20 protein-coding genes are annotated in these 24,180 nt (G+C 55.5%); 2 read left to right on the top strand and 18 right to left on the bottom strand.

Annotation, left to right across the window (positions count from 1 at the left end):
• Nucleotides 1–95: 95 nt before the first annotated feature.
• The 13 genes from K2F33_RS16605 to gpr form a co-directional block, all read right to left on the bottom strand.
• Nucleotides 96–293, bottom strand: coding sequence for a YfhD family protein (locus K2F33_RS16605; protein WP_076169781.1), 198 nt, complete (start codon nucleotides 291–293; stop codon nucleotides 96–98).
• 67 nt (nucleotides 294–360) lie between these two features.
• Nucleotides 361–729, bottom strand: a complete 369-nt coding sequence (locus tag K2F33_RS16600; RefSeq protein ID WP_089548226.1) for a hypothetical protein — start codon at nucleotides 727–729, stop codon at nucleotides 361–363.
• 231 nt (nucleotides 730–960) lie between these two features.
• Complete coding sequence (gene dnaJ / locus K2F33_RS16595) at nucleotides 961–2,079, bottom strand: molecular chaperone DnaJ (protein WP_076169779.1); 1,119 nt, start codon at nucleotides 2,077–2,079, stop codon at nucleotides 961–963.
• Between the two features lie 112 nt (nucleotides 2,080–2,191).
• On the bottom strand, nucleotides 2,192–4,045 hold the full coding sequence (gene dnaK, locus K2F33_RS16590) for a molecular chaperone DnaK (protein ID WP_076169778.1): 1,854 nt from the start codon (nucleotides 4,043–4,045) through the stop codon (nucleotides 2,192–2,194).
• Between the two features lie 66 nt (nucleotides 4,046–4,111).
• Complete coding sequence (gene grpE, locus K2F33_RS16585; RefSeq protein WP_212984465.1) at nucleotides 4,112–4,735, bottom strand: nucleotide exchange factor GrpE; 624 nt, start codon at nucleotides 4,733–4,735, stop codon at nucleotides 4,112–4,114.
• 65 nt (nucleotides 4,736–4,800) lie between these two features.
• Complete coding sequence (locus tag K2F33_RS16580) at nucleotides 4,801–6,354, bottom strand: TCP-1/cpn60 chaperonin family protein (protein WP_212984466.1); 1,554 nt, start codon at nucleotides 6,352–6,354, stop codon at nucleotides 4,801–4,803.
• 14 nt (nucleotides 6,355–6,368) lie between these two features.
• Complete coding sequence (gene hrcA, locus K2F33_RS16575) at nucleotides 6,369–7,403, bottom strand: heat-inducible transcriptional repressor HrcA (RefSeq protein WP_263882239.1); 1,035 nt, start codon at nucleotides 7,401–7,403, stop codon at nucleotides 6,369–6,371.
• Nucleotides 7,404–7,510: 107 nt separating this feature from the next.
• A complete protein-coding gene (locus K2F33_RS16570) occupies nucleotides 7,511–7,978 on the bottom strand; it encodes an N-acetyltransferase (RefSeq protein ID WP_089548229.1) in 468 nt (155 codons plus the stop codon).
• 72 nt (nucleotides 7,979–8,050) lie between these two features.
• Nucleotides 8,051–9,247 (bottom strand): radical SAM family heme chaperone HemW, encoded by a 1,197-nt coding sequence (hemW, locus tag K2F33_RS16565; RefSeq protein ID WP_163879879.1) that lies wholly within the window; start codon nucleotides 9,245–9,247, stop codon nucleotides 8,051–8,053.
• Between the two features lie 98 nt (nucleotides 9,248–9,345).
• A complete protein-coding gene (lepA, locus tag K2F33_RS16560) occupies nucleotides 9,346–11,163 on the bottom strand; it encodes a translation elongation factor 4 (protein WP_076169773.1) in 1,818 nt (605 codons plus the stop codon).
• An 81-nt stretch (nucleotides 11,164–11,244) separates the two neighbouring features.
• On the bottom strand, nucleotides 11,245–11,655 hold the full coding sequence (locus K2F33_RS16555; RefSeq protein WP_263882238.1) for a hypothetical protein: 411 nt from the start codon (nucleotides 11,653–11,655) through the stop codon (nucleotides 11,245–11,247).
• A gap of 29 nt (nucleotides 11,656–11,684) precedes the next feature.
• Complete coding sequence (locus K2F33_RS16550) at nucleotides 11,685–13,067, bottom strand: stage II sporulation protein P (RefSeq protein ID WP_263882237.1); 1,383 nt, start codon at nucleotides 13,065–13,067, stop codon at nucleotides 11,685–11,687.
• 134 nt (nucleotides 13,068–13,201) lie between these two features.
• On the bottom strand, nucleotides 13,202–14,197 hold the full coding sequence (gene gpr, locus K2F33_RS16545) for a GPR endopeptidase (RefSeq protein WP_076169771.1): 996 nt from the start codon (nucleotides 14,195–14,197) through the stop codon (nucleotides 13,202–13,204).
• 230 nt (nucleotides 14,198–14,427) lie between these two features.
• On the opposite strand from gpr, the gene rpsT reads away from it, so the two are divergent.
• Nucleotides 14,428–14,700 (top strand): 30S ribosomal protein S20, encoded by a 273-nt coding sequence (rpsT, locus tag K2F33_RS16540; protein ID WP_076169770.1) that lies wholly within the window; start codon nucleotides 14,428–14,430, stop codon nucleotides 14,698–14,700.
• Nucleotides 14,701–14,919: 219 nt separating this feature from the next.
• Nucleotides 14,920–16,134, top strand: coding sequence for an MFS transporter (locus K2F33_RS16535; RefSeq protein ID WP_076169769.1), 1,215 nt, complete (start codon nucleotides 14,920–14,922; stop codon nucleotides 16,132–16,134).
• 138 nt (nucleotides 16,135–16,272) lie between these two features.
• Here K2F33_RS16535 and murA read toward each other — a convergent pair whose 3' ends face one another.
• The 5 genes from murA to K2F33_RS16510 all read right to left on the bottom strand — a co-directional run bounded on the left by murA (nucleotide 16,273) and on the right by K2F33_RS16510 (nucleotide 24,064).
• A complete protein-coding gene (gene murA / locus K2F33_RS16530; RefSeq protein WP_263882235.1) occupies nucleotides 16,273–17,568 on the bottom strand; it encodes a UDP-N-acetylglucosamine 1-carboxyvinyltransferase in 1,296 nt (431 codons plus the stop codon).
• A gap of 236 nt (nucleotides 17,569–17,804) precedes the next feature.
• Nucleotides 17,805–18,824, bottom strand: a complete 1,020-nt coding sequence (gene holA / locus K2F33_RS16525) for a DNA polymerase III subunit delta (RefSeq protein WP_212984471.1) — start codon at nucleotides 18,822–18,824, stop codon at nucleotides 17,805–17,807.
• A gap of 378 nt (nucleotides 18,825–19,202) precedes the next feature.
• Nucleotides 19,203–20,456 carry a zf-HC2 domain-containing protein gene (locus K2F33_RS16520; RefSeq protein ID WP_263882234.1) on the bottom strand — a complete coding sequence of 418 codons (1,254 nt, stop codon included), beginning with the start codon at nucleotides 20,454–20,456 and terminating at the stop codon, nucleotides 19,203–19,205.
• The gene (locus K2F33_RS16515; protein WP_076169765.1) at nucleotides 20,453–21,001 is read right to left on the bottom strand and encodes an RNA polymerase sigma factor; all 549 of its coding nucleotides are present in this window, start codon (nucleotides 20,999–21,001) and stop codon (nucleotides 20,453–20,455) included. The genes K2F33_RS16520 and K2F33_RS16515 overlap by 4 nt, the downstream gene beginning before the upstream one ends.
• 363 nt (nucleotides 21,002–21,364) lie before the next feature.
• The gene (locus K2F33_RS16510) at nucleotides 21,365–24,064 is read right to left on the bottom strand and encodes a ComEC/Rec2 family competence protein (RefSeq protein WP_263882233.1); all 2,700 of its coding nucleotides are present in this window, start codon (nucleotides 24,062–24,064) and stop codon (nucleotides 21,365–21,367) included.
• Nucleotides 24,065–24,180: the final 116 nt, after the last annotated feature.

The raw sequence follows: 24,180 nt of genomic DNA, 5'->3' as shown, positions 1-24,180 counted from the left end.
TACTATACATCGGCGGCCGAGTACAAAATTTAGGGCTCCCCGCTAACAAAAAAACCGCAGGTCCGCATCGCGCTTCCCCACGGTTTTATGCATTCTTAATCTTCATCCGTCCAGCCGGTATCCATTTTGCGGAGCTGACGCTCGTCAGCCTCCTCGCTGCGGCGGAGCGCTTCCACATCGTCCGCATCGGCCAGAACGCCTGAGAACTCGACATCCTCGTTTTTCATCGACATCAGTTCCTTGATTTTTTCCGTCTTGGTCATGATTTTGCCTTTTTTATCGCGGCTAGCCATCAAGCTCCCATCCTTTCCTTGAACGAACTATTCACCTTTAGAAAATGTTACGGTCCCACTTTCGCGCCTAGACGAAGCCGCCGGCTTCCTCGACGATTCTCCTTGCCTTCTCGAACGATTCTTCCTCGACCACAACGCTCAGAATGATATCCCGGCCGGTCGGCCCTCCCTGTCCGCCGTCGCTCATCCCGCTTGCGGACGGATCGGCTGCGGCCAGAATGGAGACATCCTTATCGCTGTATGTTGTGCCATAAGTCACAGACGTCAGGCTGGGCATCCCACCCGTAAATGGGCCGGTGCTGTACATCGAAGCCCCCGGAAACCGGCTAAAGCGGTCGATGGACAGGTCTACCACCCGCAGGGCGCGCAGCTTTTTGGCTACACCCTCGGCTTCTTCCGGACTTTTAAAATAGGCCAGAATGCTCTTTTCAGACACTTGCATCACCTGCTTTTTATATGGATTAAGCGTTTACGGCTTATCACGTGCGGTTTTAGGCTGTGCAAGCGCGGTCCCTTTTATGCGCAGGAAACAACCGGGCCGGGAACTGGAAACGTCTAGGAGTTTGCATGCAAAAAAGCCCGGCCGCCACGGCCGGACTTTCTAAAAACGATCCATCTTCCAGAAGGTTGTCGGAAGACGTCTTACCTATATATTGCAATTGCGCGGTTACTCCCCGCGGAACGCTTTTTTCATGCGGTCAAAAAAAGACTGCTCCTGCTCATGCGTCTGCTCGCCGTCCAGGGAGGCAAACTGGCGCAGCAGGTCCTTCTGCTCGTCACTGAGCTTGCTAGGCGTAACGACGACGACCTTCACGTGCTGGTCGCCCTGTCCGATGCCGCGCAAACGCGGAACGCCTTTGCCTTTGAGCCGGAAGAACGTACCCGTTTGTGTACCGGCCGGAATTTTCAGCTTGACCTTCTCGGTCAGCGTCGGGATCTCGATCTCGTCGCCAAGCGCCGCCTGGGCAAACGTGAGCGGAACCTCGCAGTAAATATCGTCACCTTCCCGCTCAAAGAAGTCGTGAGGCTTCACGCGGATGACGATGTACAAGTCGCCCGACGGGCCGCCCCGCAGACCGCCTTCCCCTTCGCCGGTCATGCGCAGCTGGGCGCCGTCGTCCACGCCCGCAGGAATGCGCACGTGAATTTTGCGCTGCTTTTTCACTTTGCCGCTGCCGTGGCAGGTCGTACATTTGTCCTTGATGATTTGACCCGTACCGTTACAGTTGGAGCAAGTACGACGGTTGACCATCCGGCCGAACGGGGTGTTCTGAACGACTTCCTGCTGCCCGCTGCCGTGGCAGACGGAACAGGTTTGCGGTTTCGTTCCCGGTTTGGCTCCCGAGCCGTGGCAAGTGTCACAGTTTTCGGTTCTAGGAATGGTAATATCCGATTCCTTGCCGAATACCGCTTCCTTGAACTCGATCGTCATCGTATACTGCAGGTCGTTCCCCCGCTGCGGCGCATTCGGGTCACGGCGTCCCCCGCCTCCGAAGAACATGTCGAAAATATCGCCGATGCCGCCGAAGTCCGCACCCGAGAATCCTCCGCCCATGCCCTGGTTCGGATCGATATGGCCGTACTGGTCGTAGGTCGCGCGCTTCTGCCCGTCGCTGAGCACATCATAGGCTTCCTTGACCTCTTTGAACTTGGCCTCGGCGTCATCCGCCTTGTTCACGTCCGGGTGATACTGCCTGGCCAGCTTCCGGTAAGCTTTTTTGATATCATCATCCGAAGCGTCCTTGCCGACGCCCAGGACTTCATAATAGTCACGCTTTTCAGCCACTCTTCCACCCCCAATATTTCAGTCATGCTCCGGTTCATGGACAAAAGGAAAGCCAAAGCAGCGGGATGCCCCGGCTTTGACTTCCCTATTCCTGAACATAACTTTCTATAGGTTAACCTTGATTTTTGTCCTCGTCAACAACCTCGTAGTCCGCGTCAACGACATTGTCCTTCTTCGCGGAGCCTGCTGCGCCGTCGGCATTGCCTTCGCCGCCTTGAGCCTGCTGTGCTTGAGCAGCCTGCTCATACAGCTTCACGGACAGCTGCTGCACGATTTCGGTCAGCTCTTCGGTAGCGGATTTGATCTGCTCCAGGTCGTCGGAGTCGATGGCCGCTTTGACTTTGTCCTTCGCAGCATTGGCTTTTTCGACTTCGGAAGCGTCGACTTTGTCGCCAAGGTCCTTAATCGTTTTTTCGGTGGAGTACACGAGCTGGTCGGCGTTGTTCTTCGCTTCGATCAGTTCTTTACGCTGACGGTCTTCCTCGGCATGCGCCTCGGCGTCCTTCATCATGCGTTCCACTTCGTCGTCGCTGAGACCGCTCGAAGACGTAATCGTAATCTTCTGCGTTTTGTTCGTTCCTTTATCGGTAGCCGATACGTTCACGATACCGTTGGCGTCGATGTCGAATGTAACTTCGATTTGCGGTACGCCGCGAGGTGCTGGCGGAATGTCGCCCAGGATAAAGCGTCCGAGCGTTTTGTTGCCCGCCGCCATTTGGCGTTCGCCCTGCAGTACGTGGATTTCAACGCTTGGCTGGTTATCCGCATACGTCGAGAAAATTTGCGATTTGCTGGTTGGAATCGTCGTGTTGCGCTCGATCATTTTCGTAAATACGCCGCCTGCGGTTTCGATACCGAGGGAGAGCGGAGTGACGTCGAGAAGCACGACGTCTTTCACGTCGCCTGTCAGCACGCCGGCTTGCACCGCAGCACCGAGGGCAACCACTTCGTCCGGGTTAACGCCTTTATGAGGCTCTTTGCCAGTCAGACGCTTGATCGCTTCCTGTACGGCCGGAATCCGCGTGGAACCGCCGACAAGGACGATCTTGTCGATGTCGCTGGAGCTCATGCCCGCATCGCTGAGCGCTTGACGGGTTGGTCCAAGAGTACGTTCCACCAGGTCGGCAGACAGCTCTTCGAATTTGGCACGGGTCAGGTTAACCTCCAAGTGCTGAGGTACGCCGTCCGCCACCGTAATAAACGGCAGGGAGATCGTCGTCGTCAGAACGCCGGACAATTCCTTTTTCGCTTTTTCCGCAGCGTCTTTCAGACGTTGAACTGCCGCTTTGTCCTTGCTCAGGTCGATGCCTTGGTCTTTCTTAAATTCGCTTACGAGGTAATCGATGATCACTTGGTCGAAGTCGTCGCCGCCGAGGTGGTTGTCCCCGCTCGTCGCTTTAACTTCGAAGAAGCCGTCGCCCAGCTCCAGGATCGAAACGTCAAACGTACCGCCGCCAAGGTCGTATACGAGGATCGTTTGATCTTCCGCTTTTTCCAGACCGTAAGCGAGTGCGGCAGCCGTCGGCTCGTTGACGATCCGCAGCACTTCCAGACCGGCGATTTTACCGGCGTCTTTGGTCGCTTGGCGCTGGCTGTCATTAAAGTATGCCGGAACCGTAATAACCGCTTGGGTTACCGGTTGGCCCAAATAAGCCTCGGCATCGGATTTCAGCTTTTGCAGAATCATTGCGGAAATTTCTTGAGGCGTAAACTCTTTGCCGTCAATCGTTTCCTTATGGTTTGTACCCATGTGGCGTTTGATCGAAATAATTGTACGGTCAGGGTTCGTAATGGACTGGCGCTTTGCCGTTTCGCCGACGATGCGCTCGCCGTCTTTCTTGAAGCCGACAACCGAAGGGGTCGTACGCGCACCTTCCGGATTCGGGATAACGACAGCCTCGCCGCCTTCCATGACGGCTACGCAGGAGTTAGTCGTACCAAGGTCAATACCGATAACTTTACTCATGTATGGTTTCCTCCTCTGGGATATAAGAAATGGTGGATCAATACTTATATGTTAAACAGCAGGGATTTACATGCTGACTTTAACCATGGCTGGACGAAGCACTTTGTCTTTCAGCATATAGCCTTTTTGCACTTCCTCAACGACGATGCCTTCCTCGTATTCATCGCTTTCCACCTGCATGATGGCTTGATGATATTCCGGATTAAACGGCTCGCCGACGGTAACCATAGCCTGCAGCCCTTCCGCTTGAAGCACGCCTTCCAATTGGCGGAAAATCATGCTTACGCCTTTCGTAAAGGACTCTATTTCGCTGCCTTCGCCGGCAGCGGCGAGAGCCCGTTCGAAATTATCCACGACAGGCAGCAGCTCGGTCACGAGTTTAGTGGATGCATACTTGGCCAGGTCCTCTTTTTCCTTCTGGGTCCGTTTGCGGAAATTGTCGAAGTCGGCCTGCGTACGGATGGCACGCTGCTGATAATCGTCAGCCAGCCCCTGCAGACGCTCCACTTCGCTCTTCAGAGCAGCAGCGTCCAATGCTTCATTCTCCGCAGCCGTCCCTTCAGAAGCATCCTCCGAAGCTGTCTCACCAGCTTGGCTAGTCTCCGCCTCGGCTGTATGTTCATTCACTTCTTCATTGGTTTGTTGGTTCAATTCGTTTTCACTGTCTTGAAATGGTTGATTTTCGTTCAAGATGTCTTCACCTCCTTGGTAAACTGATCATGCTTTTGTTCATCGGTTCATGCGGTCCGAAGAACTCAATCTTCATCCTGACCGCCATAGCCTCTCATTTTGATGACATTATGAATGCGGAGCACGGCAGCCGCCACCTCACCCGCGGCCTCCAGCCCATGAATCTTCACCAGGGCCGGATCGACGATCCCCCGCTCCTCATAGCGAATGACGAGCCCGGTATCGCAGTCGATGCCCATGGAGTCGGAGTCTTCCGCAAGCTGGGCGGCACGCGCCTCTTCCATCTTCTCCAGCGGGTTGTAGCCGGCGTTCAGCAAAATCTGTGCCATGGGCTTGCGCAGTGCCGCTGCCACGGCGGCAATGCCGAAGGCTTCCATGCCCTTCACCGCCTCCCGCTGATGCTCCAGCTCGTAGGAGACGGCCAGCTCGGCCGTACCTCCGCCCGGAAGCACCCCGCCGGAAACGGCGGCTTGTACAGCCGAGGCCGCATCCGCGGCAATCCGGGCGGATTCCCCGACGACTTCCGCGGTGCTCGCCCCGACGATCAGCGTGACAAACGGCTCGCGCCCCTGCCCCCCGCTGCTGACCCGCACGCGTTCCAGCCTTTCGTCATAAGCCACATAGGGGGAATTCCCCAGAAGCTTGGCAAGCGAATCGCGCTCCTTATGTAAGGCGGTGCGCCGCATGGGCACCGCCCCTGTCATCTCGCTGACGCGCAGCAGGTCGCTGCGGCTCACGCGCGGCACCACCATGATGCCGTGGTCCATGCAGAACTGCTCGGCATCGGGATGGATTCCCCGTTCCAGCAGAACAAGCCCCACCCCGAGGTCGGCCAGCACGTGAAGCTCGCTGCTGAAGCGGTCGCGCAGCTCCATGTACCGGGCAAAGCCGGCTTCCGTCGTCAAAACCTCTTCATCCAGCGTCTCCGGCTCGAGCGCGTCGTGCAGGACGAGAATCTTCGTGCTCTTCAGCACGGGTCTATCATGCGAATGAAGCGGCTTCTGCTTCAAAAGAATGCCTTCATATACTTCATTATCGCCTTTCTCATGGGCGGTAACCGCATCGGCTAGCAAATAGCCGGGTTCCCTCAGCTTCCGGGTCCCCACCTTCGAAGCGGCTTCCATGACAAGGCGGACGATATCCTCGCGCTCGCGTCCGGCGACATAAGCCGCCTTGGCAAGCAGCGGATCGTCCAGCCCTTCGATAACGCGGGTCCGGCGCCGCAGCGCTTCCACCGCCATGCGAATGCCCTGCTGCATGCCGGCGACCACTTTGGAAGCAGGGACACCTCTGACGATTTGCGCAACGCCTTCCTGCACCAGCGCTCCCGCGAGCACCGTTGCCGTCGTCGTTCCGTCGCCGACCTGCTTCTGCTGGCTGCGGGCCACCTGGATCAGCAATCTGGCGGCGGGATGCGTTACGTCCATTTTGTCGAGGATCGTCACGCCGTCATTGGTAATAATGACTTCCCCGCGGGAGCCGACCAGCATGACGTCCAGCCCCTTGGGGCCGAGCGTCCCTTCCACCGCAGAGGTGATGGCACGGACCGCATTGCTGTTGTTAAGCAGGGCTGCGTAGCGTTCTTCACCCTCGCGAACCGGCTGCTGGCCTTGACTCATCCGTCCTCTCCCCCTTATTTATACCAGTGTGACAGCATGGCCGTCAGATCCTTGGACAATATGTTCAAAATGCTCATGACCCTTGCGTATTCCATCCGCGTCGGGCCCAAAATGCCGATGGTGCCAAGCGCTTCCCCTTCAAGCGAGTAAGTCGCCGTGATCAGGCTGCAGTTGGCAAACGCCTCATGGTCGTTCTCCGTGCCGATCCGCACCTGAATGCCGCCCCCATCCTGGGGCGCCATCATCTTCGTAAGCGTCGGCGTCTCTTCGAGCAGGTCCAGGATCGTCTTCACTTTATCGACATCCTTGAACTCCGGCTGGGTCAGCATGTTTGTCGTTCCGCTCAAATACAGGCGCTGATGGTCGGCCTCACCGTCCAGGAATATGTTGTCCAGCACCTTCATGATTTCTTCATAGTTGGAAATATGGCGCTCCATCTCCTGGCCGAGTTCTGTATATAATCTTGTCTTCAGCTTATATATAGGTACATTCATCAGCTTGCTGTTCAGCAGGTTGACGACTTTCTCGATCTCGGAGACCGGCACATCCAGCGGAAGCTGAACCGTCTTGTTCTCCACCTGTCCCGTGCTCGTCACGATAATCGCGACGGCGGTTTCCTCGTTAAGCGGAAGCAGCTGAAAATGCCGCAGTGAAGTATGAAAAACTTCCGGTCCAAGCAGGATGGAAGTGTAATTCGTCATATGGGATAGTATCATGGCTGCATGCTGGATCACCTGCTCCATCGCGCTGAGCTTCTCGGCAAAAAACTTGCGGAGCAGCCGGATTTCCCCCGGAGGCGCCGAATAGGCCGGATCCAGATGATCGACATAATACCGGTAACCTTTATGAGATGGAATGCGGCCGGCCGAAGTATGGGGCTGTTCCAAAAAGCCCAGCTCTTCCAGATCAGCCATTTCGTTGCGGATTGTCGCCGGACTGTAGCCGACATCGCCTCGTTTCGAAATGCTGCGGGAGCCTACGGGTTCAGCGGAGCGAATATAGTCGTCCACAATGGCATTCAGTATCATTCTTTGACGTTCGGTAAGCATACCATTCCCCCCTTTGGTGACCTTTATTTCGAGCATCGTTAGCACTCTAAAGAGATGAGTGCTAACCGTTAATACAAAAATACCAAACTGACATGAGCATTGTCAAGTCAGTTCAGCATCTTAAGAACAGCTATTTCATCGCATGCATGCTGCTTGGCGCAGTTCACGCAATCGGTCCAAACCTTCTCGGGAAAAATCTCTTTTTCCACAACCGAAAATCCGTTTTTCAGAAAAAACGATACTTCGTACGTCAGGGCCATAATTTTAGGAATGCCTTGTCTTCTCGCCTCTTCCGTGAGCTTGCTCACCAGTTTGGAGCCGATTCCCATCCCCTTGTGCCCTTCCGCAATTCCCAGGGAGCGGATCTCCACCAGGTCTGCGCCCAGCTGGCAGAGTGAGCCGCAGCCGATCACTTTCCCGTCCGCCTCGGCCACGACAAACTGGTCCAGCTGCTTCTCAAGCACTTTGCGAGAGCGCGGCAGCATGATCCCCTTCTGTGCATAACCATCGATCATTTCGAAAAGCGGCTCTACGTCCTCTGGCACCGCTTTACGGCAAATAACTACCGCCGGCATCGCCATTCCCCCTCACACGTGCTGTCAATGATATGAATAAATATACAACAACACGCATAGAAGTTCAAGCGGTTATTTTGCGGTGAGCGAGCCTATAAATTCGCCGAAAACGTCGTTGCCGAACAGGATTCCCCGTTCGCTGAGGCGGTACCCGTCGCCCGTCTCCTCGAGCAGCCCCGCATTCAGCATTTTATGCAGCGGTTTGGCAAACATGTCTTCCATCGATACGCCGAACTGCTCTTCGAAATGCGTCCGGGACACTCCTTTCAAGACACGCAGGCCGACCATGAGGAAATCCTCCATCGCCTCTTCCCGGGGCACCTCGAAGCTCTCCATTCTCGGCAGTCCCTCTTTGGTCGCTTCCGTATACGGATTAACCCCTTTGATATTCATATGGCGCATGCCGCCGACATACCCGTGGGCACCCGCGCCAAGGCCGTAATAATCTTCGTTCAGCCAGTAGGCCATATTGTGGCGGCTGTGGAATCCGGGCTTCGCAAAGTTGCTGATTTCGTACTGCTCGTAACCCGCTTCCTTCATTTTCTCCATCAGCAGCAAATACATCTTCAGCTCGTCGTCCTCATTGGGCAGCGGCAGTTGATTCTTCTGGTACATCGTATGGAAGAGGGTGTTCTCCTCAACCTTCAGGCTGTAGATCGAATAGTGCGGCAGATTCAGCGCAAGCGCCTTGCTCACGCTCTCTGCCAGCATGTCCACCGTCTGGTTCGGCAGGCCGAACATCAGGTCGATCGACATATTGTCAAAGCCGGCTTTGCGCGCATTCTCCAGGCTCTGGTACACATCATCCGTATCATGGATACGCCCGATGCCGCTCAGCAGCTCGTTCTGAAACGCCTGTACGCCGAAGCTTACGCGGTTAACGCCGCCCGCTCTCATCACAGCCAGCTTCTCGAGGTCAGTTGTCCCCGGATTGGCCTCCATCGAAAATTCAATATCTTCCGACCAGTCCGGAAAATACGTCTTGACCGTCTTCAGGAAATACTCCATTTCGTCCGGCTTCAGCACGGTCGGGGTTCCCCCGCCGACGAAAATGCTCGTTATTTTACCGGGAGGAACCTCTTTGACGGTTCGTTCCATTTCCCGCTCCAGCCCCTGCAAATATTCCATCACCGGCTGGTTCTTCAGCACATAGGAATTGAAATCGCAGTAAAAGCATTTATTCGTGCAAAAGGGAATGTGCAGATAAACCGCTTGGGGTTTACGGTTCCCCTGATACTTAACTCTTGGCGTCCCTTGCGGATTCAACATCGCCATCGCAAATTCCCTCCTTATATTTAGAAAGGGAAAGCCGCAGCGGCTCTCCCGTGGAATGGTCCAATGTACTCTATAAGCTTGGTAAAAACTGACTAGTTGTCGTCGATTTTCAGGACAGCCATAAAGGCTTCCTGCGGCACTTCGACGCTGCCGACCTGCTTCATGCGCTTCTTGCCTTCCTTCTGCTTCTCGAGAAGCTTCCGCTTCCGCGAAATATCGCCGCCGTAACACTTGGCGAGGACGTTCTTGCGCATCGCCTTGACCGTCTCGCGGGCGACGACCTTCGTCCCGACCGAAGCCTGGATCGGCACCTCGAACATTTGCCGCGGAATGAGCTCGCGCAGCTTCTCGCAGATGCCGCGTCCACGGTGGTATGCGCGGTCGCGGTGCACGATGAAGGAGAGTGCGTCGACCTGCTCCCCGTTCAGCAGGATGTCCATCTTCACGAGGTTGGAGCGGCGGTAGCCGGACAGCTCGTAATCAAAGGAAGCATAGCCCTTCGTGCCGGACTTCAGCTGATCGAAGAAGTCGTACACGATTTCGGACAGCGGGATTTCGTACGTGATCGTAACCCGGGTCGTATCCAGGTATTCCATATTGACGAATTCGCCGCGTTTGCTCTGGCACAGCTCCATGATGGTGCCCACATAATCGTTAGGCACGATGATCGCCGCCTTGACGTACGGCTCCTCGACGTATTCGATTTTCCCGATTTCCGGATAGTTGGACGGGTTGTCGATTTCGATCGTGTCGCCGTTCGTCAGCGTAATGCGGTAAATAACGCTCGGCGCCGTCGTAATGAGCGGGATATTGAATTCGCGTTCGATCCGCTCCTGGATAATCTCCATATGAAGCAGCCCGAGGAAGCCGCAGCGGAAGCCGAAGCCGAGCGCGCTCGACGTCTCCGGCTCGAAGCTCAGCGAAGCGTCGTTCAGCTGCAGCTTCTCCAGCGCCTCGCGCAGGTCATTGTAATCGGACGTCTCGATCGGGTACAAACCGCAGTATACCATCGGGTTGATTTTGCGGTAGCCGGGCAGCGCCTCGGGTGTCGGATTTTTGGCATCAGTGACCGTATCGCCGACCCGGGTATCTCCCACGTGCTTAATGCCCGCTACGATAAAGCCGACATCGCCGACCCTAAGCTCGTCCACGATCGTCATCCGCGGTTTAAACGCGCCGACTTCGATGACCTCGAACGTCTTGTTCGTAGCCATCATCTTGATTTTCGAGCCCGCTTTGATGCTGCCGTCAATGACGCGCACATACACGATAACGCCTTTGTAAGGATCATAATGCGAGTCAAAAATGAGCGCCTTCAGCGGCTGATCCGGATCACCGTTTGGCGGCGGTACCTGCTGGACGATCTGCTCCAAAATTTCCTTGATACCGATGCCGGCCTTCGCCGAGGCGAGAACGGCATCGCTTGCGTCCAGACCGATAACATCTTCAATTTCCTGCTTCACGCGGTCCGGATCGGCGCTCGGCAGGTCGATTTTGTTAATGACCGGAAGAATCTCCAGGTTGTTATCCAGTGCCAAATAGACGTTGGCCAGCGTCTGCGCTTCGATTCCCTGGGCGGCGTCCACCACCAGCAGCGCGCCTTCGCAGGCGGCCAGGCTTCGGGAAACTTCATACGTAAAGTCGACGTGTCCGGGAGTATCGATCAGGTTCAGCAAATATTCCTCGCCGTCATCGGCGCGATAAGTCAGGTGAACGGCCTGAAGCTTGATGGTAATCCCGCGCTCGCGTTCGAGATCCATCTGGTCCAGCACCTGATCCTGCATCTCGCGCGAGGTGAGGGCGCCCGTATATTCAAGAATACGGTCCGCAAGCGTCGACTTGCCATGGTCTATATGGGCGATAATGGAGAAATTTCGAATGTTCTTTTGCCTTGCTTGTACGTCTGTCATGCCTTACCCCCAAAAACAGCCTGATGTGTAATCAATTCATTATAACAGTTGGAGGAAAGGCCAGCAATCCCACCTGCCGCATTATTCCGTCACGTTGCTGAAGAGGGAGACGACGAGGCGGATTCCCTTTTGGGACAGCTCCTGCAGCAGGCCTGCCGTCTTATCCGCCAGCACGTCGACCGTCGGCGTGCCGCCCTGGTCCACCAGCAGCTGCTCGGGAGTCTTCTCATGCCAGTCCTGGACCTCGACCTGTTCCTGCTGCGGCTGCTCGTCCGCCGCCTTGAACCGGTTCGAGCTTTGGCGCGGCTGGGACGGATGTTGTTGCTGCTGCGAAGAAGCTCCCTGCTGCGGCCCGGCCTGCACGGCGGCAGCCGCCGTCTGCGCCTGCGGCGCGGGCGCCGGAGCATCCGGACTGGCCAGCTGCATGCCGACCAGTACGCCGATGCCTGCCCAAATTCCAAGCACGCACACTTTTTTAGCCCATTTTGACATGATCATACCTCCCTTGGCTCACTGCTTTCTCAGCTTTTATTATCTTTCTTGGCGGGAACCGTTTGATCGGTGCTTGCCTTTTCCGCCTTTTGATCCGCGTAATAGACGTCCGCGATCGTCTGTGCCAATACTTCCGACGTCCGCTTCAGCTCCGCATCGGTGCTGTCGATCCCGCCGACCTCGATCAAAATGCTGTTCTCCGACAGCGATTGGTTATATTCCCCGTTGCCCATGGAGGAATCTTTCCCCCAAATGCCGCGGGACAATCCGGGATAGGCTTTTTCCAGCCGTTCATGGATGGAATTGGCGAAGGCTTCGTTTTTGCGCCAGTTTTTGTTGCCGTGCCCGATGATGAAGAAGACCTGTGCGTAGCTTTTGCCGTTAATGTCTTTCGTCGTCCGGCTGTGCCCTTGAGAATCCCGGTGAATGTCGATCAGGTATTTCATGCCGCTGTTCTGGCTCATCGCAGCCTTCACCGTCTCACGGGAATATTTATAGGAAAAGTTATAGTTATAGTCGGCCACCGTCGTCATGTAATCCTGCTCCGAATGGGCGGTGCCGATGCCGAGCTGCTCCAGCTTCTTCGCCACATAGCTTCCGACCAGCATAACGTTTTGCGACGGAGACGTAGAGCTGGGGTTGTCGCTGGTTTTACCCAGCAGCGGGTTGTATGCTTCTCTCGGATGAGAGTGATAGATCAGGATCGATTTGTTTTTGGAGTTCACCGCCGAAGATTGTCCCGTACCTCCATTGTCCTTGGAAGGCGTTCCTTCTCCGGCACCTTTCTTGCCGCCGGCGTCCGGTACCTGACCGGACGGCGCATCCTGCTGCTTGTCTGTGCCCTTGCCGGAGTCGGTGATCTTTCCGGGATCGGTTCCGGCCTGACCCGCACCGTTCTTCTGAGGATCGGCTGAAGCGTTATCGCTTTGTCCGGCCGTATCCGTTTGTCCCGCCGTTTCCGCAGGCGGATTATAATCTTCGGGAGGAACGACGTTGTCATTGCCTGCCGAATGCCTCAGCAGCACCGGATCGTTCGCCCCCATGCCCGGCATTTCCCGGGCCAGCAGGCTTTTCGGATCCTTAGGGTTGACGCTGGTCAGCATCTGGAATACGAATGTCGTCATGTTTTCCCCGGAGAAAGTCGAGTTCCCTTTTTCTTTATTCAGGTGGGGCAGTTCCATGCCTAACATATCAATGAAGAAATTGCTTGATACGGAGCCGGCGAATCCTTTCATAGAAGAAACCGGAGAATCGTTGATTTTCTGCTCGGCCATCCCTCCCAATCCCAGAAGTAAGAAAAACAGCAGCGATCCGACCACCAGCAGCACAAAGGTACGTCCCATAGACAGAAAATACAGCAGTCTGGCTCTCCATTTGCCGATATTCCAAAGCTGAAAACCATTCCTCTTCATTCTGTTGTCCTCCTGAAATCTCTTATACTTCAACTCTATGAGCCGGAGAGATTCGATAGAACCAAAAAAAGAAAGCCCGATAGATTCGGGCTCCCTCATTTATGATAGAAGAGAGAGAGGAGGAGCTGCACCTCCTAGTGCGTGTAGGCTCCCGTGTTTCCGGGGTCTACCGCGTCATGCAGGGCGGCGTTCAAACCGCTCGCGACAATATTGGCGATATCTTCGATAAATTCGTCAATCTCTTTCGGCGTGACGATCAGATCGTGGCCGAGCGGTTCGAGCACTTCCTTGACCAGAGCGAGGCGCTCCTGCTCGTTGATATCGTCCAGCATCCCCATAATTTGCCGGGTCTGGTTCGTCTCCTGGCCGAAATGATTCTTCATCATTTCCATGACATTGTTCACAATCGTCGAAGCGTAGCATACAGTCGGCACGCCGATGGCAACGACCGGAACGCCAAGCACTTCCTTGGTGAGGCCGCGGCGCTTGTTGCCGATGCCAGAGCCGGGATGGATGCCGATGTCGGCGATCTGGATCGTCGTGTTGACGCGCTCCAGCGATTTGGATGCCAGCGCGTCGATCGCGATGATCAGGTCCGGCTTCGTCCGTTCCACGATCCCCTGCACGATCTCACTGGACTCGATCCCCGTCAGTCCAAGCACCCCCGGAGCGATGGCGCTGATTTCCCGGTATCCCGGGGCCACCTGGTCCGGCATCAGCTGAAAATACTGCCGGGTGACGAGAACGTTCTCCACCACAAGCGGTCCCAGCGAATCGGGCGTCACATTCCAGTTGCCAAGCCCGACGATCAGAACCGTCTGTTTCTTCTGAATCCCGATCAGCGCCAGGAAATCCTCAAACTCGCGCGCGAAGGCCTCAGCTACCTGCTCCTGCAGCTTCGTGTCCCCGTTGCGGAGTCCGGGAACCTCCAAGGTAATATAATGCCCTTTGACGCGGCCGATGGCCTGGGAACCGGCCTCATTCAGCACGTTAAGGCGGGTAATCTTGATGCCGTCCTTCTCCGTAATCTCTTCATCGACCCCCGGGATCGGTCCGGCATGGCCCGCCATTTCCCTGGCGTCGACCGCCAGGTCGGTCCGCACGGAATAGCGCTGCAAATCCAACTCCATATACATCTGCCTCCTTTGGCTTGTTATGGATAGTTTGCGGGAGCGGCGGCCAGTTTATGCACAACCTTTTTACACCGGACACCGTTCATACGACGCCGATCCATGTGCCTCTTAAAATCCAAACCTTTGGAACGCGATGATAGTATTGCTTTTTAGAGTACCCCATGCTAAACTATTTTAAGTTGTGAATCATTTCGAGCTATTCGAATGCCTTACAGGAGGTGAATGCAATGCCAAACATTAAATCCGCCGTTAAACGCGTGAAAACAAGCGACAAACGCCGTGCGCTTAATGCTTCCCAAAAATCCGCGCTTCGTACAGCTGTGAAGGCTGCCGATTCTGCGCTGACGAATAATGAAGTCGAAGCTGCTAAAGCTGCTGTTCAAGCTGCATCCCAAAAACTGGACAAAGCCGTAACTAAAGGCCTGATCCACAAGAACGCAGCCAGCCGCAAGAAGTCCCGCCTGGCGAAAAAACTTAACGCTCTCAGTGCACAAGCCTAAGGGAGCGCTATCCATACGATGAAATGGAAAAGTCCTGAGCAGCTCCCAAGCTGATCAGGACTTTTAAATTTTCTTTCGAAACGCGTACAGAGCTGACAACGCCATAGCGGCGCGCCTTTTGCTCTTTTATATAGCACGGACAGCCATGTTCGAAGCAGCCTCATGAAGCAAGTGGACAACCCATGTGCTGTATACTAGGTTTAACAGGAGATGACGTCTATGGAAAGCTGGAAGAAAAATCTATGGGTTTTATGGTTCGGCTCGCTGATCGTGTCCTCAAGCTTCTCGATGGTGGTACCCTTTCTTCCCTTGTTTCTGATTGAAATCGGTGTCACCAAAAACATTGAGATGTGGTCCGGTCTGCTGTTCAGCGCAGCGTTTTTTGCGGGAGCGCTTTCATCTCCGTTCTGGGGATCCGTCGGCGACAAATACGGCCGCAAGCCGATGATCATCCGCGCAGGTTTTGTGCTGTGCATCATTTATTTGCTGACGGCGTTTGTCACGCATCCGGTGCAGCTGCTCATCCTGCGTATTTTGCAGGGGCTTCTCTCCGGGTTTATTCCCGGGGCCATTGCAATTGTCGGTACCAACACCCCGGAGAAAAGGGTGGGTTACGCGCTGTCCACCATGTCCACGGCCACGGCTACGGGAAGCATCATGGGGCCCCTCCTCGGCGGCGTGCTCTCCAAGGTGTTCGACAACCGGCTGGCCTTCGGCAGTGCGGGCGTGCTGTGCTTTCTGGCCACGCTGCTCGTTATCTTTTATGTCAAAGAGGAAAAATTCGTTCCGAGCAAAGGCAAACTTTCGGTGTTTAACACGCTGAAGCAGGCAGCCGTCAACAAAATGTTGATGATTGTCCTGGTGCTCACCATGGTGACACAGTTCTCGGTCATGACCATCGAGCCGGTGCTCTCCCTCTATATTGTGGAGATCGGCCACTCGGCATCGGATGCGTCCATCCTGGCGGGCTTCATCTTCTCGCTCGTCGGAATCGCCAGCATCATCTTCGCCCCGCGCTGGGGCAAGCTGGCCGACAAGGTCGGGTTCCAGAAAATACTGATGATCGGCTTGTTCGCCGGGGGCATAGGTTCGCTGCTTCAGATCCCGTTTCATAACATTTGGGCGTTCTCGGTCGTCCGCTTCCTGTACGGCTGCTTCTTCTGCGCCGTATTCCCGGCGCTGAACGGGCTTGTCGTCCGGTCTACGCCGAGCGATTTCCGCGGAAGGGCCTTCAGCCTCAACCAGACCGCGAACCAGCTCGGCGGCATGCTGGGACCGCTTGCGGGCGGCGCGATCAGCGGCGTGTTCAGCATTCATACCGTGTTCCTCATTACAGGGTTATTCCTGCTGCTGACGATGGGCCTCGCCTACTGGTCCCAGCGTTTCGGGAGCTTGTCCGCTCAGCAGGCCTCGACTAAAGCGATTGACGGCTAGAACCGTTTTGTGTCTCGTATAAGATTGATCCGAGTCATAAACTAATCGAAATAGCCCCCTCTGCCGTTCTTCCGGTTTGGGGGCTGTTTGCCGTCAAGAACACGTAAGCTAAAACAGCCCTAAGCAGCCGGCCGGCGCTCACGCCGTTGTCGTATATTCCGTGCCGTCCGGAGCGGGTTCGCCTTCGTGGATCACCAGCCCGATCCCCGCCTGGCCGAACAAATGCACCGCGTCTTCATAGCCGCGCTCAATATGCTCGATGCCCGTGATTCGCGTTGCCTGCTCCGACTGCAGGCCGGCCATGATCAGGCAGGTTCCCGCCCGGACATCGGTCGCATGGGCGTAGCCGCCGTGCAGCGGTCTGCCGCCTTTAATGATGGCATAGCCGTTCTTCGCCTGGATATCGGCGCCAAGCCGGTTTAATTGGGCAACATGACTGAAACGGTACGGGTACACCTTTTCCCTAACGGCACTGTAGCCCGGCGCCTTCAGGAGCAGGCTCGTAATCGGCTGCTGCATGTCGGAGTTGAACACGGGATACATGCCCGTCCGTACCAGCGTCGGTTTGATATTCCCCTGGCTGCTGGCGATAATGTAATCGTCTCCGCTTTCAAATTCAATGCCGATTTCGCTCAGCTTGGCCATGATGGACCGCACATGCTCGGGAATGACCTGCTTCAGGGTCAGCGTGCCGCCCGTAATGCCCACCGTCATCATAAACGCCCCCGCAATGAGACGATCGGGGATCACCCGATACCGGCATCCTGTCAGAGACTTTACGCCGCGTATACGGATCGTGTCCGTACCGGCTCCGGTGATGTCGGCTCCCATCCGGTTCAGCAGCTGGCAGACGTCCACCACTTCCGGATCCGTCGCGCAGTTGTGCAGATGGGTGATTCCGGCCGCCAGCGAAGCGAGCAGCACCGCATTGATCGTTGCGCCGGATGTCAGCAGATCGAAGCAAAAGTCGGTGCCCGTGAGCTTTTCCGCCGATACCGTGTACTGTTTCTCTTCCAGGGTCACGTCCGCCCCGAACGCCTTGAATATTTTCATATGCTGGTCAATGGGCCGCTCCACGAAATTATCACCCCCCGGATAACCGAGCGTCACCCGCTTGTACTTACTAAGAAGCCCCCCGATCAGATAATAGGAAGCGCGGAACGAAGACGTCAGCGCCTGATCGAGGACGGATGAATGAATCCGGGTTGAATCCACAACAAAATGGCCGTCATCATTTTTGCTCACCTGCAGGCCGATGCGGCTACCAATTTCTCCAATGGCGCGGATATCGTTAATATCCGGTATGCCCTCCAGTATTGTCGGTGTGTCTCCAAGAACGGCAGCGGCGATGAGGGCGAGGGAACTATTCTTGGACCCTGGAATGATCACGCTCCCGTCGAGCGGGCCTCTCTGCTTCACTTCTAACCAGCGCATGCGAACTCCACCATTTCTATATAGTTTTTGGTCTGGAACAATCATAAGGTAGAATATGCTGCACACTTGCCGGAGGACAATCTGAATTAGAGAAATAGCCTCGCACCCCGGTTAAGGCACAGCAACATGCCTCCTTTCCCTCTGACCTGATGGAATCAATGATAGAATAAAAAACACCGCCCTTACGCTCCAAAGCGCAAAAACGGTGCCTCCTTCACATCGATTCAATTGTTCCGCTACCCCGCCAGTCTGAGCAGGAACAGCTCCAAACCGAGCACTTTATCAATAGCCCCGGTCTTCATCTGGTAATCGAGATCTCCGAGCCTGCTGAGGATCGCCTTCAGCTGGTTCGGCTGAAACTTGCGCGCCTGCTCCCCGGCAATCTTGACCGCATAAGGATGCAGCCCCAGCTGGGAAGCAATTTGCTGCTGCGAAAAGCTTTGGCCGCCGAGGTCCTTCACCTGCAAAATAATGCGGAATTGGCGGGCGATCAGCGCGGCGATTTTGATCGGCTCCTCCTTCTGCTTCAGCAGCTCATAGAAGATGCCCAGCGCCTGATCCAGCCGCAGATTGGCGATCTCCTCAACGAGGGCAAATACGTTCTGCTCCGTGCTCCGCGCCACCAGCCGGTCCACGATGTCCGTCGTCACGGTGCCGCCGCTGCCGGCATACAGGCACAGCTTGTCCACTTCGGCTGCAAGCGTCTGCAGCTGTGTGCCCGCGTTGCGGACCAGCATCTCCGCCGCCCCCGGGGCGAAGCTGCATTCGCGCTGCTTGGCCTTCTTCTCGATCCAGCGCAGCAGCTCGTCGCTGCCCATCGGCATAAAGGAAAGCACCGTGCCGGCGCTTTTAACGGCCTTAACGACCTTTTTGCGCTCGTCCAGCTTCTCGTTGTTCACCAGGAAGATCAGCACGCTGTATTCCGCCGGATTACCTATGTACTCAAGCAGCGATTCCATGCGGTGTTCGACTTTGCCTGAATCCTTTCCTGCGGTAAATACGGCTGCATCCCGAACGAAAATAAGCTTTCGCTGCACCATAAAAGGAATCATCTCCGCCTCTTCCACGACTTCCTGGATCGGGGTGTCGGCCAGATCATAGTGTACGATCGCAAAATCCCGCTCCTCCTTCTGCAGCAGCTGGTCCTCCATCAGTGAGGTAAATTCATTCATCTGGTATTTCTCGGTTCCGTACAGGAGGTAGACCGGCGATACATCACCCTGTCTGATCGCTTTCACCGCCGCCTTTACATCCATTGTTGCTCCCCCTTCTCTCTATCCATGCCCATTGATATCTGCTAATCCCGTTCCGCAAGGTACATCATTCCGATGCCCCGTCCATCCGGCCAAAAAAAGCGCTACATCCATTTTACCAAAAACGGCGGGGAAGAAAAACAGGCCTCCCCCGTCAGGCCGAATTACGGTGAACGCGCAACAACAAAAGGACCCCTGCTGTTCGCATAAGGTCCCTTTGTTCCAGCACATCTATTATAAACACCGGCGTGAAAAGCTCTAGAAACTTAACCGCCGGTGGTCATACGACGTTTTGGATCCTGCGTAATATAACCTATTCCGTATCTCTATCATGTGTGCATCATGAGCAGCACATTTTTTTATGCTTTGTCATCAGGCGGCTTACGGTGTGGAGCCGTCCTGTTTGCCCACCTGATACGTCTGGCTTACCGTCGAGCCGCTGGCATCCGTGGTCTGGTACGTAAACACGGTGCTGTCGGCAGACCACACGCCCGATACCCACGTTCCCGGCAGATCAAGGGAACTTACCTGCTTGGAGCTTCCGTCCGAAGTTACGCTGTAGATGACCAGCTTTTTGTTTTCGACAGAGGCCGCATACTGACCGTCAGGAGAATAGAACTTGTTCGAATCTTCCTTAGGTTTGATGGCCATAATGCCCATTTGTCCCGACGTGTCGCCTTCTTGAGATCCGTTAACCTCAGGGGCGGTGCTATCGGCCGCTTGACCACCGTCTCCATTCGGAGGAACGATATCCTTCTGAACCCCATCCCCTTTCGGAGGCGGGCTCTCCGTGTCGGTTGGAGCGCTAAGCGTCGCCTGGCCTCCATCCCCTTCCTGGTTGCCGGTGCTGTTGTCAGCCGACTCGGTGGACCCGGCTTTGCTGGCATTGTCTTGGCTGCCAGCGTCCGCTTTCCGGCTAGCCTCCTGATCCTGAGACGGAGTGTTGGACGAGTCCTGATGCTGCGCATAGGTCTGGGCCTCCTGGCCGGTGGCCTTGTCGCTAGACGCTGTGTCGCTGCCGGCCTCTTGGCTCTCGCTGAGCTGCGAAGGATCCGATGATGCCGGCGTTTTCTCTTCTGAAGGATCCTGTGCGGGCTCGGAAGAACCCGTATTTTGTTCGACAACATTGCTCTTGGATTGTTCTGCGCCTGAGGTCGCCGCCGCGTCCATGCCGCTTGCCTCCTTGGAGGCTGCCGTATTAACAGGCGGCTCTTCCGCCGTAGATAGTTGCTTCGGATTATAATTCAGCACCGCCACCCCAAGAATGACTACAGCCGCAGCGCCTCCGAGCGCTGTACGTCCAGCTACCGTATTCCAGAACTTGCCCTTGCGGGCCGGACGGGACGGAACAGGTACCATTTCGGCAGGTGCCGGCATTTCTTCGAGCGATGCGCTCTTCTCGTGGCGCGCCTGATCGATCGCATCCAGCTGAGGCATGATGGCATCGACGAGACTGAACTTAGGCGTTACTTTTGGCAAATCTTCGAGGTCTCTGGACAACGATTTCAGCAGCCGAAAGGTATCCGCACACTCAGGACATGTCTTCAAATGTTCATAGAGTTTGACGGTTTCCTCTTCGTCCAAGTCGTAATCCAAGTAACGGTGCATCCACTCCACCACCTCTGGACACTTCATCCTGATACACCACCTTTCTGATGCTCTTGGAGCATGTTCTGCAGCTGCTGTCTGGCCCTGAATAAATAGGATTTCACCGTATTCAGCGGCAGGTTGAGACAGTCAGCGATTTCATTGTAGGAGAAATCCTGCAAATATCTAAGGACGATCACAGTCCGGTGATGATCCGGCAGTTGATTGATGGCCTCCTGGATGTCCTGGGCCAAATAAGAGGATAAAACCTCTTTCTCAACATTCTGTTTGTCCTGAAAAACGAGCTCATGTTCGTCGATCGAAACCGTAGGCTTCGTCCGCCGGAACTTGTCGATACAAATGTTCGTGACGATCCGCTGTATCCACGTTTTAAACTGTGCCTTCTCTTCATAGGAATCGATTTTGGTATAAATCCGAATCAATGCTTCCTGGGAAGCGTCGAGCGCATCCTGCTCATTATTCAGAATATAAAAAGCTGTCCTGTAAACATGTTGTTCAATTTCTCTTAATAGGGTGATTAGAGCGTCGCGATCGCCCGATTGAGCGGCTCTGATGAGTCCCTGCTCTACCACAAAGGATCCCCCTCTCCCTGCAATCTTACAGACGTGTAAGACCAGCAAATTGTTGCAATTTGTAACCACATTTTTAAAGCTGCTGAAAAGGCAGGCCCCGGGAGTGCTTGCCATTCCTAATAAAACCGGGTATAACCTTCAACCGAAAGCGGTTTTTTTTCTGCTTCGATCCACCCGTAATCGTTTTGTTAAATCTGCTTCCCGTAAAAATCCGGAAGGTATGTACGTCAAGGGTGACACCACCGTTTTACTTCATCTCTGCTGATGAAAACCACAATTAAGAATACCAAATTCCAGAGGCGGAGTCACCTGAAGATTCTGCGGCCAACTTCATCATTCTAAGCGTTTTTCATAGACAAATCATTACGATTTTGTTATCAGCTTGGTTCTGACACGGATTTTCCCGGATTTTACCGAAAATTGGATTTCCCCCTGCAGATCGGTCCTGTAAACGGCCGCTCCTTCCTCGGAAATCCGCTGCAGCACATCGGCATGCGGATGCCCGTACAGATTGTTCACGCCGGCCGAAATAACGGCTGCTGCGGGCTTCCACCGGATCAGCCATTCCGCCGAACTGGCTGTCTTGCTGCCGTGGTGCGCGATTTTGATCACATCCACGGGTGCTTCCAGCAGCTCGCCTGCGGTTTGCAGCGCCGGCTCATCGACGGCTTGCCCATTATCCGCCACCGCGTCACCAAACCGGCCAGAGCCCAGTGTCTCAAGAATCTGCTGCTCGGACGCCTTGTCCATATCTCCGGTGAACAGGAAGCGTCCCCCGTTCATTTCGAGCAGGAACACAACCGAGTCATGGTTCTGGTCCTTGACGACCGGCAGCGCCTCCTGATCGGTCTGCGACAGGACCGGGCCGAGAAAAACAAGCTGCGTCCGGCCGTCCGGGGCATAGTTCATTCCTTGGTGAATGGCATAAATCGGAATATCCTTGTCTACGGCGGCAGCCATCAGCCGATCAAAGGCAGCCGTACCGGCCATCGTCCCATTGAATAAAAACGCCCCGACCGGAATCTGTTCCAGCACCGCCTGCATGCCTCCGGCGTGATCCTGGTCTCCGTGCGTTACGATGACCGCGTCCAGCCTATGGATTCCCCGTTTCTTTAATAATGGAACGAGAACCTTGGCGCCGACCTCAAACGGCTGCTTCCGCTCCTTCCACCCGTCCTCCGCCTTGCGGAAGCTGACGGTTCCGCCCCCGTCGACCAGAAGGTGCTTTCCTTGCGGAGTCGTGATCAAAATGCTGTCACCCTGCCCCACGTCCAGCACCTGTACCGCTCCATTACCGCGGAAGTGCTCCGGCTGGTATCCCGCGTACAGAAGAACGATGAGTATGCATAGTCCCCCAAGCGCTCCGGCGGCAAGCCGGGTTTTCGTCCGGGACGGCAAAGCCGCTTCAGGGCGGCGGGCTGCAGGGGGCACACCCAGCGGCACGGTCGCGTCCGGCTCTACTGCCATCTGCCGCCGGCTCAGCGACCACCCTTTTCCGAAATAGAGCAGCCCATACAGCGCTATAAAATAGGAAGCGATCCAAACTGGCGAAGGTGACTTCCAGATCGTCACGAATTGCGGATACCCGTTCATCCATTTCACCAGCCAGAAAGACAGATCGTCCAGCCACTCGGCTGCCGCCGCCAGCATCTTGCCCCCGGGCAGCCATAGCGAGCCGATGAGCAGCGCTGCCGTCCCCACAGGGAGAACGAGAAAGGTAATGAAGGGAACGAGCGCAAAATTGGCTGCAAACGATAGTAAAGAGAACTGATTGAAGTAATAGATCGTCAGCGGAAAAGACACGAGTTGGGCAATGAGGGTAACGCCGACCGCACCGGCGATTTTGGACGGCAGAAAGGACAGCTGCGGATGTATCAAGGGAACATAGACCATCAGGCCTGCCGTCACGAGAAATGACAACTGGAAGCTTACGCTCAGCAGATAATATGGATTCCAGAGCAGCATGAGCAGCGCCGCCGCGCTGAGGATGTTCAATCCGTCCTTCAGCATCCCCTTTCTGGCAGCATACAGCCCGATCATACTCATAATCCCCGCCCGCACGACGGACGGACTGACACCGGACAGCAGAACGTACAGGGGTACGAGCAGCATGACAAGCAACAGCGATTTTTCACGGGAGAGCCGCAGCAGGGAAAAGATATAGAGCAAACAGCCCACGTACACGGCGACGTGCATACCCGAGATCGCCAAAATATGGGTCAGGCCCAGTTGGGAGAATTCTGCGTAGGTTTCGGGATCCAGGTCGTCTTGAAACCCGATGATCAGCCCCTTCATATAACCGGCATGGGGTTCCTGGAAAATCCGGTCGATCATTCCGCTCAGGCCGTTCCTCGCCTGATCGTTCCAGCGCAGAAGAAGGGTCATGCCAAAGCCGGACGGAGCTGAAGCCTGAACATTGGAGGCACCGGCCGCTTTAAACAACCAGTGAATTTTCTGGGTCACCAGGTACTGACGGTAATCGAAGCCGCCGAAGTTCCGTGCGCTCTGCGGCTGCGCGAGGCTGCCGGAAATCCGGACCCGGTCCCCTCGCTGCCATTGTCGGGCTGCTTCCTGCTCCTGCTGGCTTTTTAGCTTGACCTGCACCATGACCTTTTCGGACACCGTACGCTCGCTGCCCGTACTCGTTCCGGCATCCCGTGAGTTGGGTTTACCGCTGGCTGCGGTCCCGTCGATGGGTACCGCTTGCCGAACGCTCATGACGAAATCGGCACGGTCCCCGTCGACTTCGACGGCCGAGACGATCATGCCTGTCATTCGGGCACTGGCTCCGTCCATTTGGGCAGCATCAGCCGCCTGAAGGGCTTCGGGAAGCTTGGATACATTTGCGGCTTCCTGCAGCTCCCAATACGCTCCCGACGCGGCTAAGGCACACCAGATGATGATCACGGTCCGGAGGAAGTCTCTCCGGTACATACCGAGCGCTGCCAGCAGCAGCGATGCGCCTGCGATCAGAAGAAGCAGCCTTGAACCCGAGCAGGCATACGCTGCGCTGCTGCCGGCGATCCAGCTTACCGTGAATACGATCAGCGGTCTTTGTTTCATATCACACACTTCCCTTCTTTGCATATAGGCTTCCGACGGTTTCTCATGCGCACTTCGCCTGCGCCTTCTTTTACAAAAACCAAAAAAGGACCCCTGCCGGCAGCCGTGCTGCGGAC

The sequence above is a fragment of the Paenibacillus sp. PSB04 genome, from assembly GCF_025809195.1.
Classification (GTDB): domain Bacteria; phylum Bacillota; class Bacilli; order Paenibacillales; family Paenibacillaceae; genus Paenibacillus_AQ; species Paenibacillus_AQ favisporus.
Note: the sequence above shows the minus strand (reverse complement) of the source record. Positions and strands in the feature narration are given on the sequence as shown.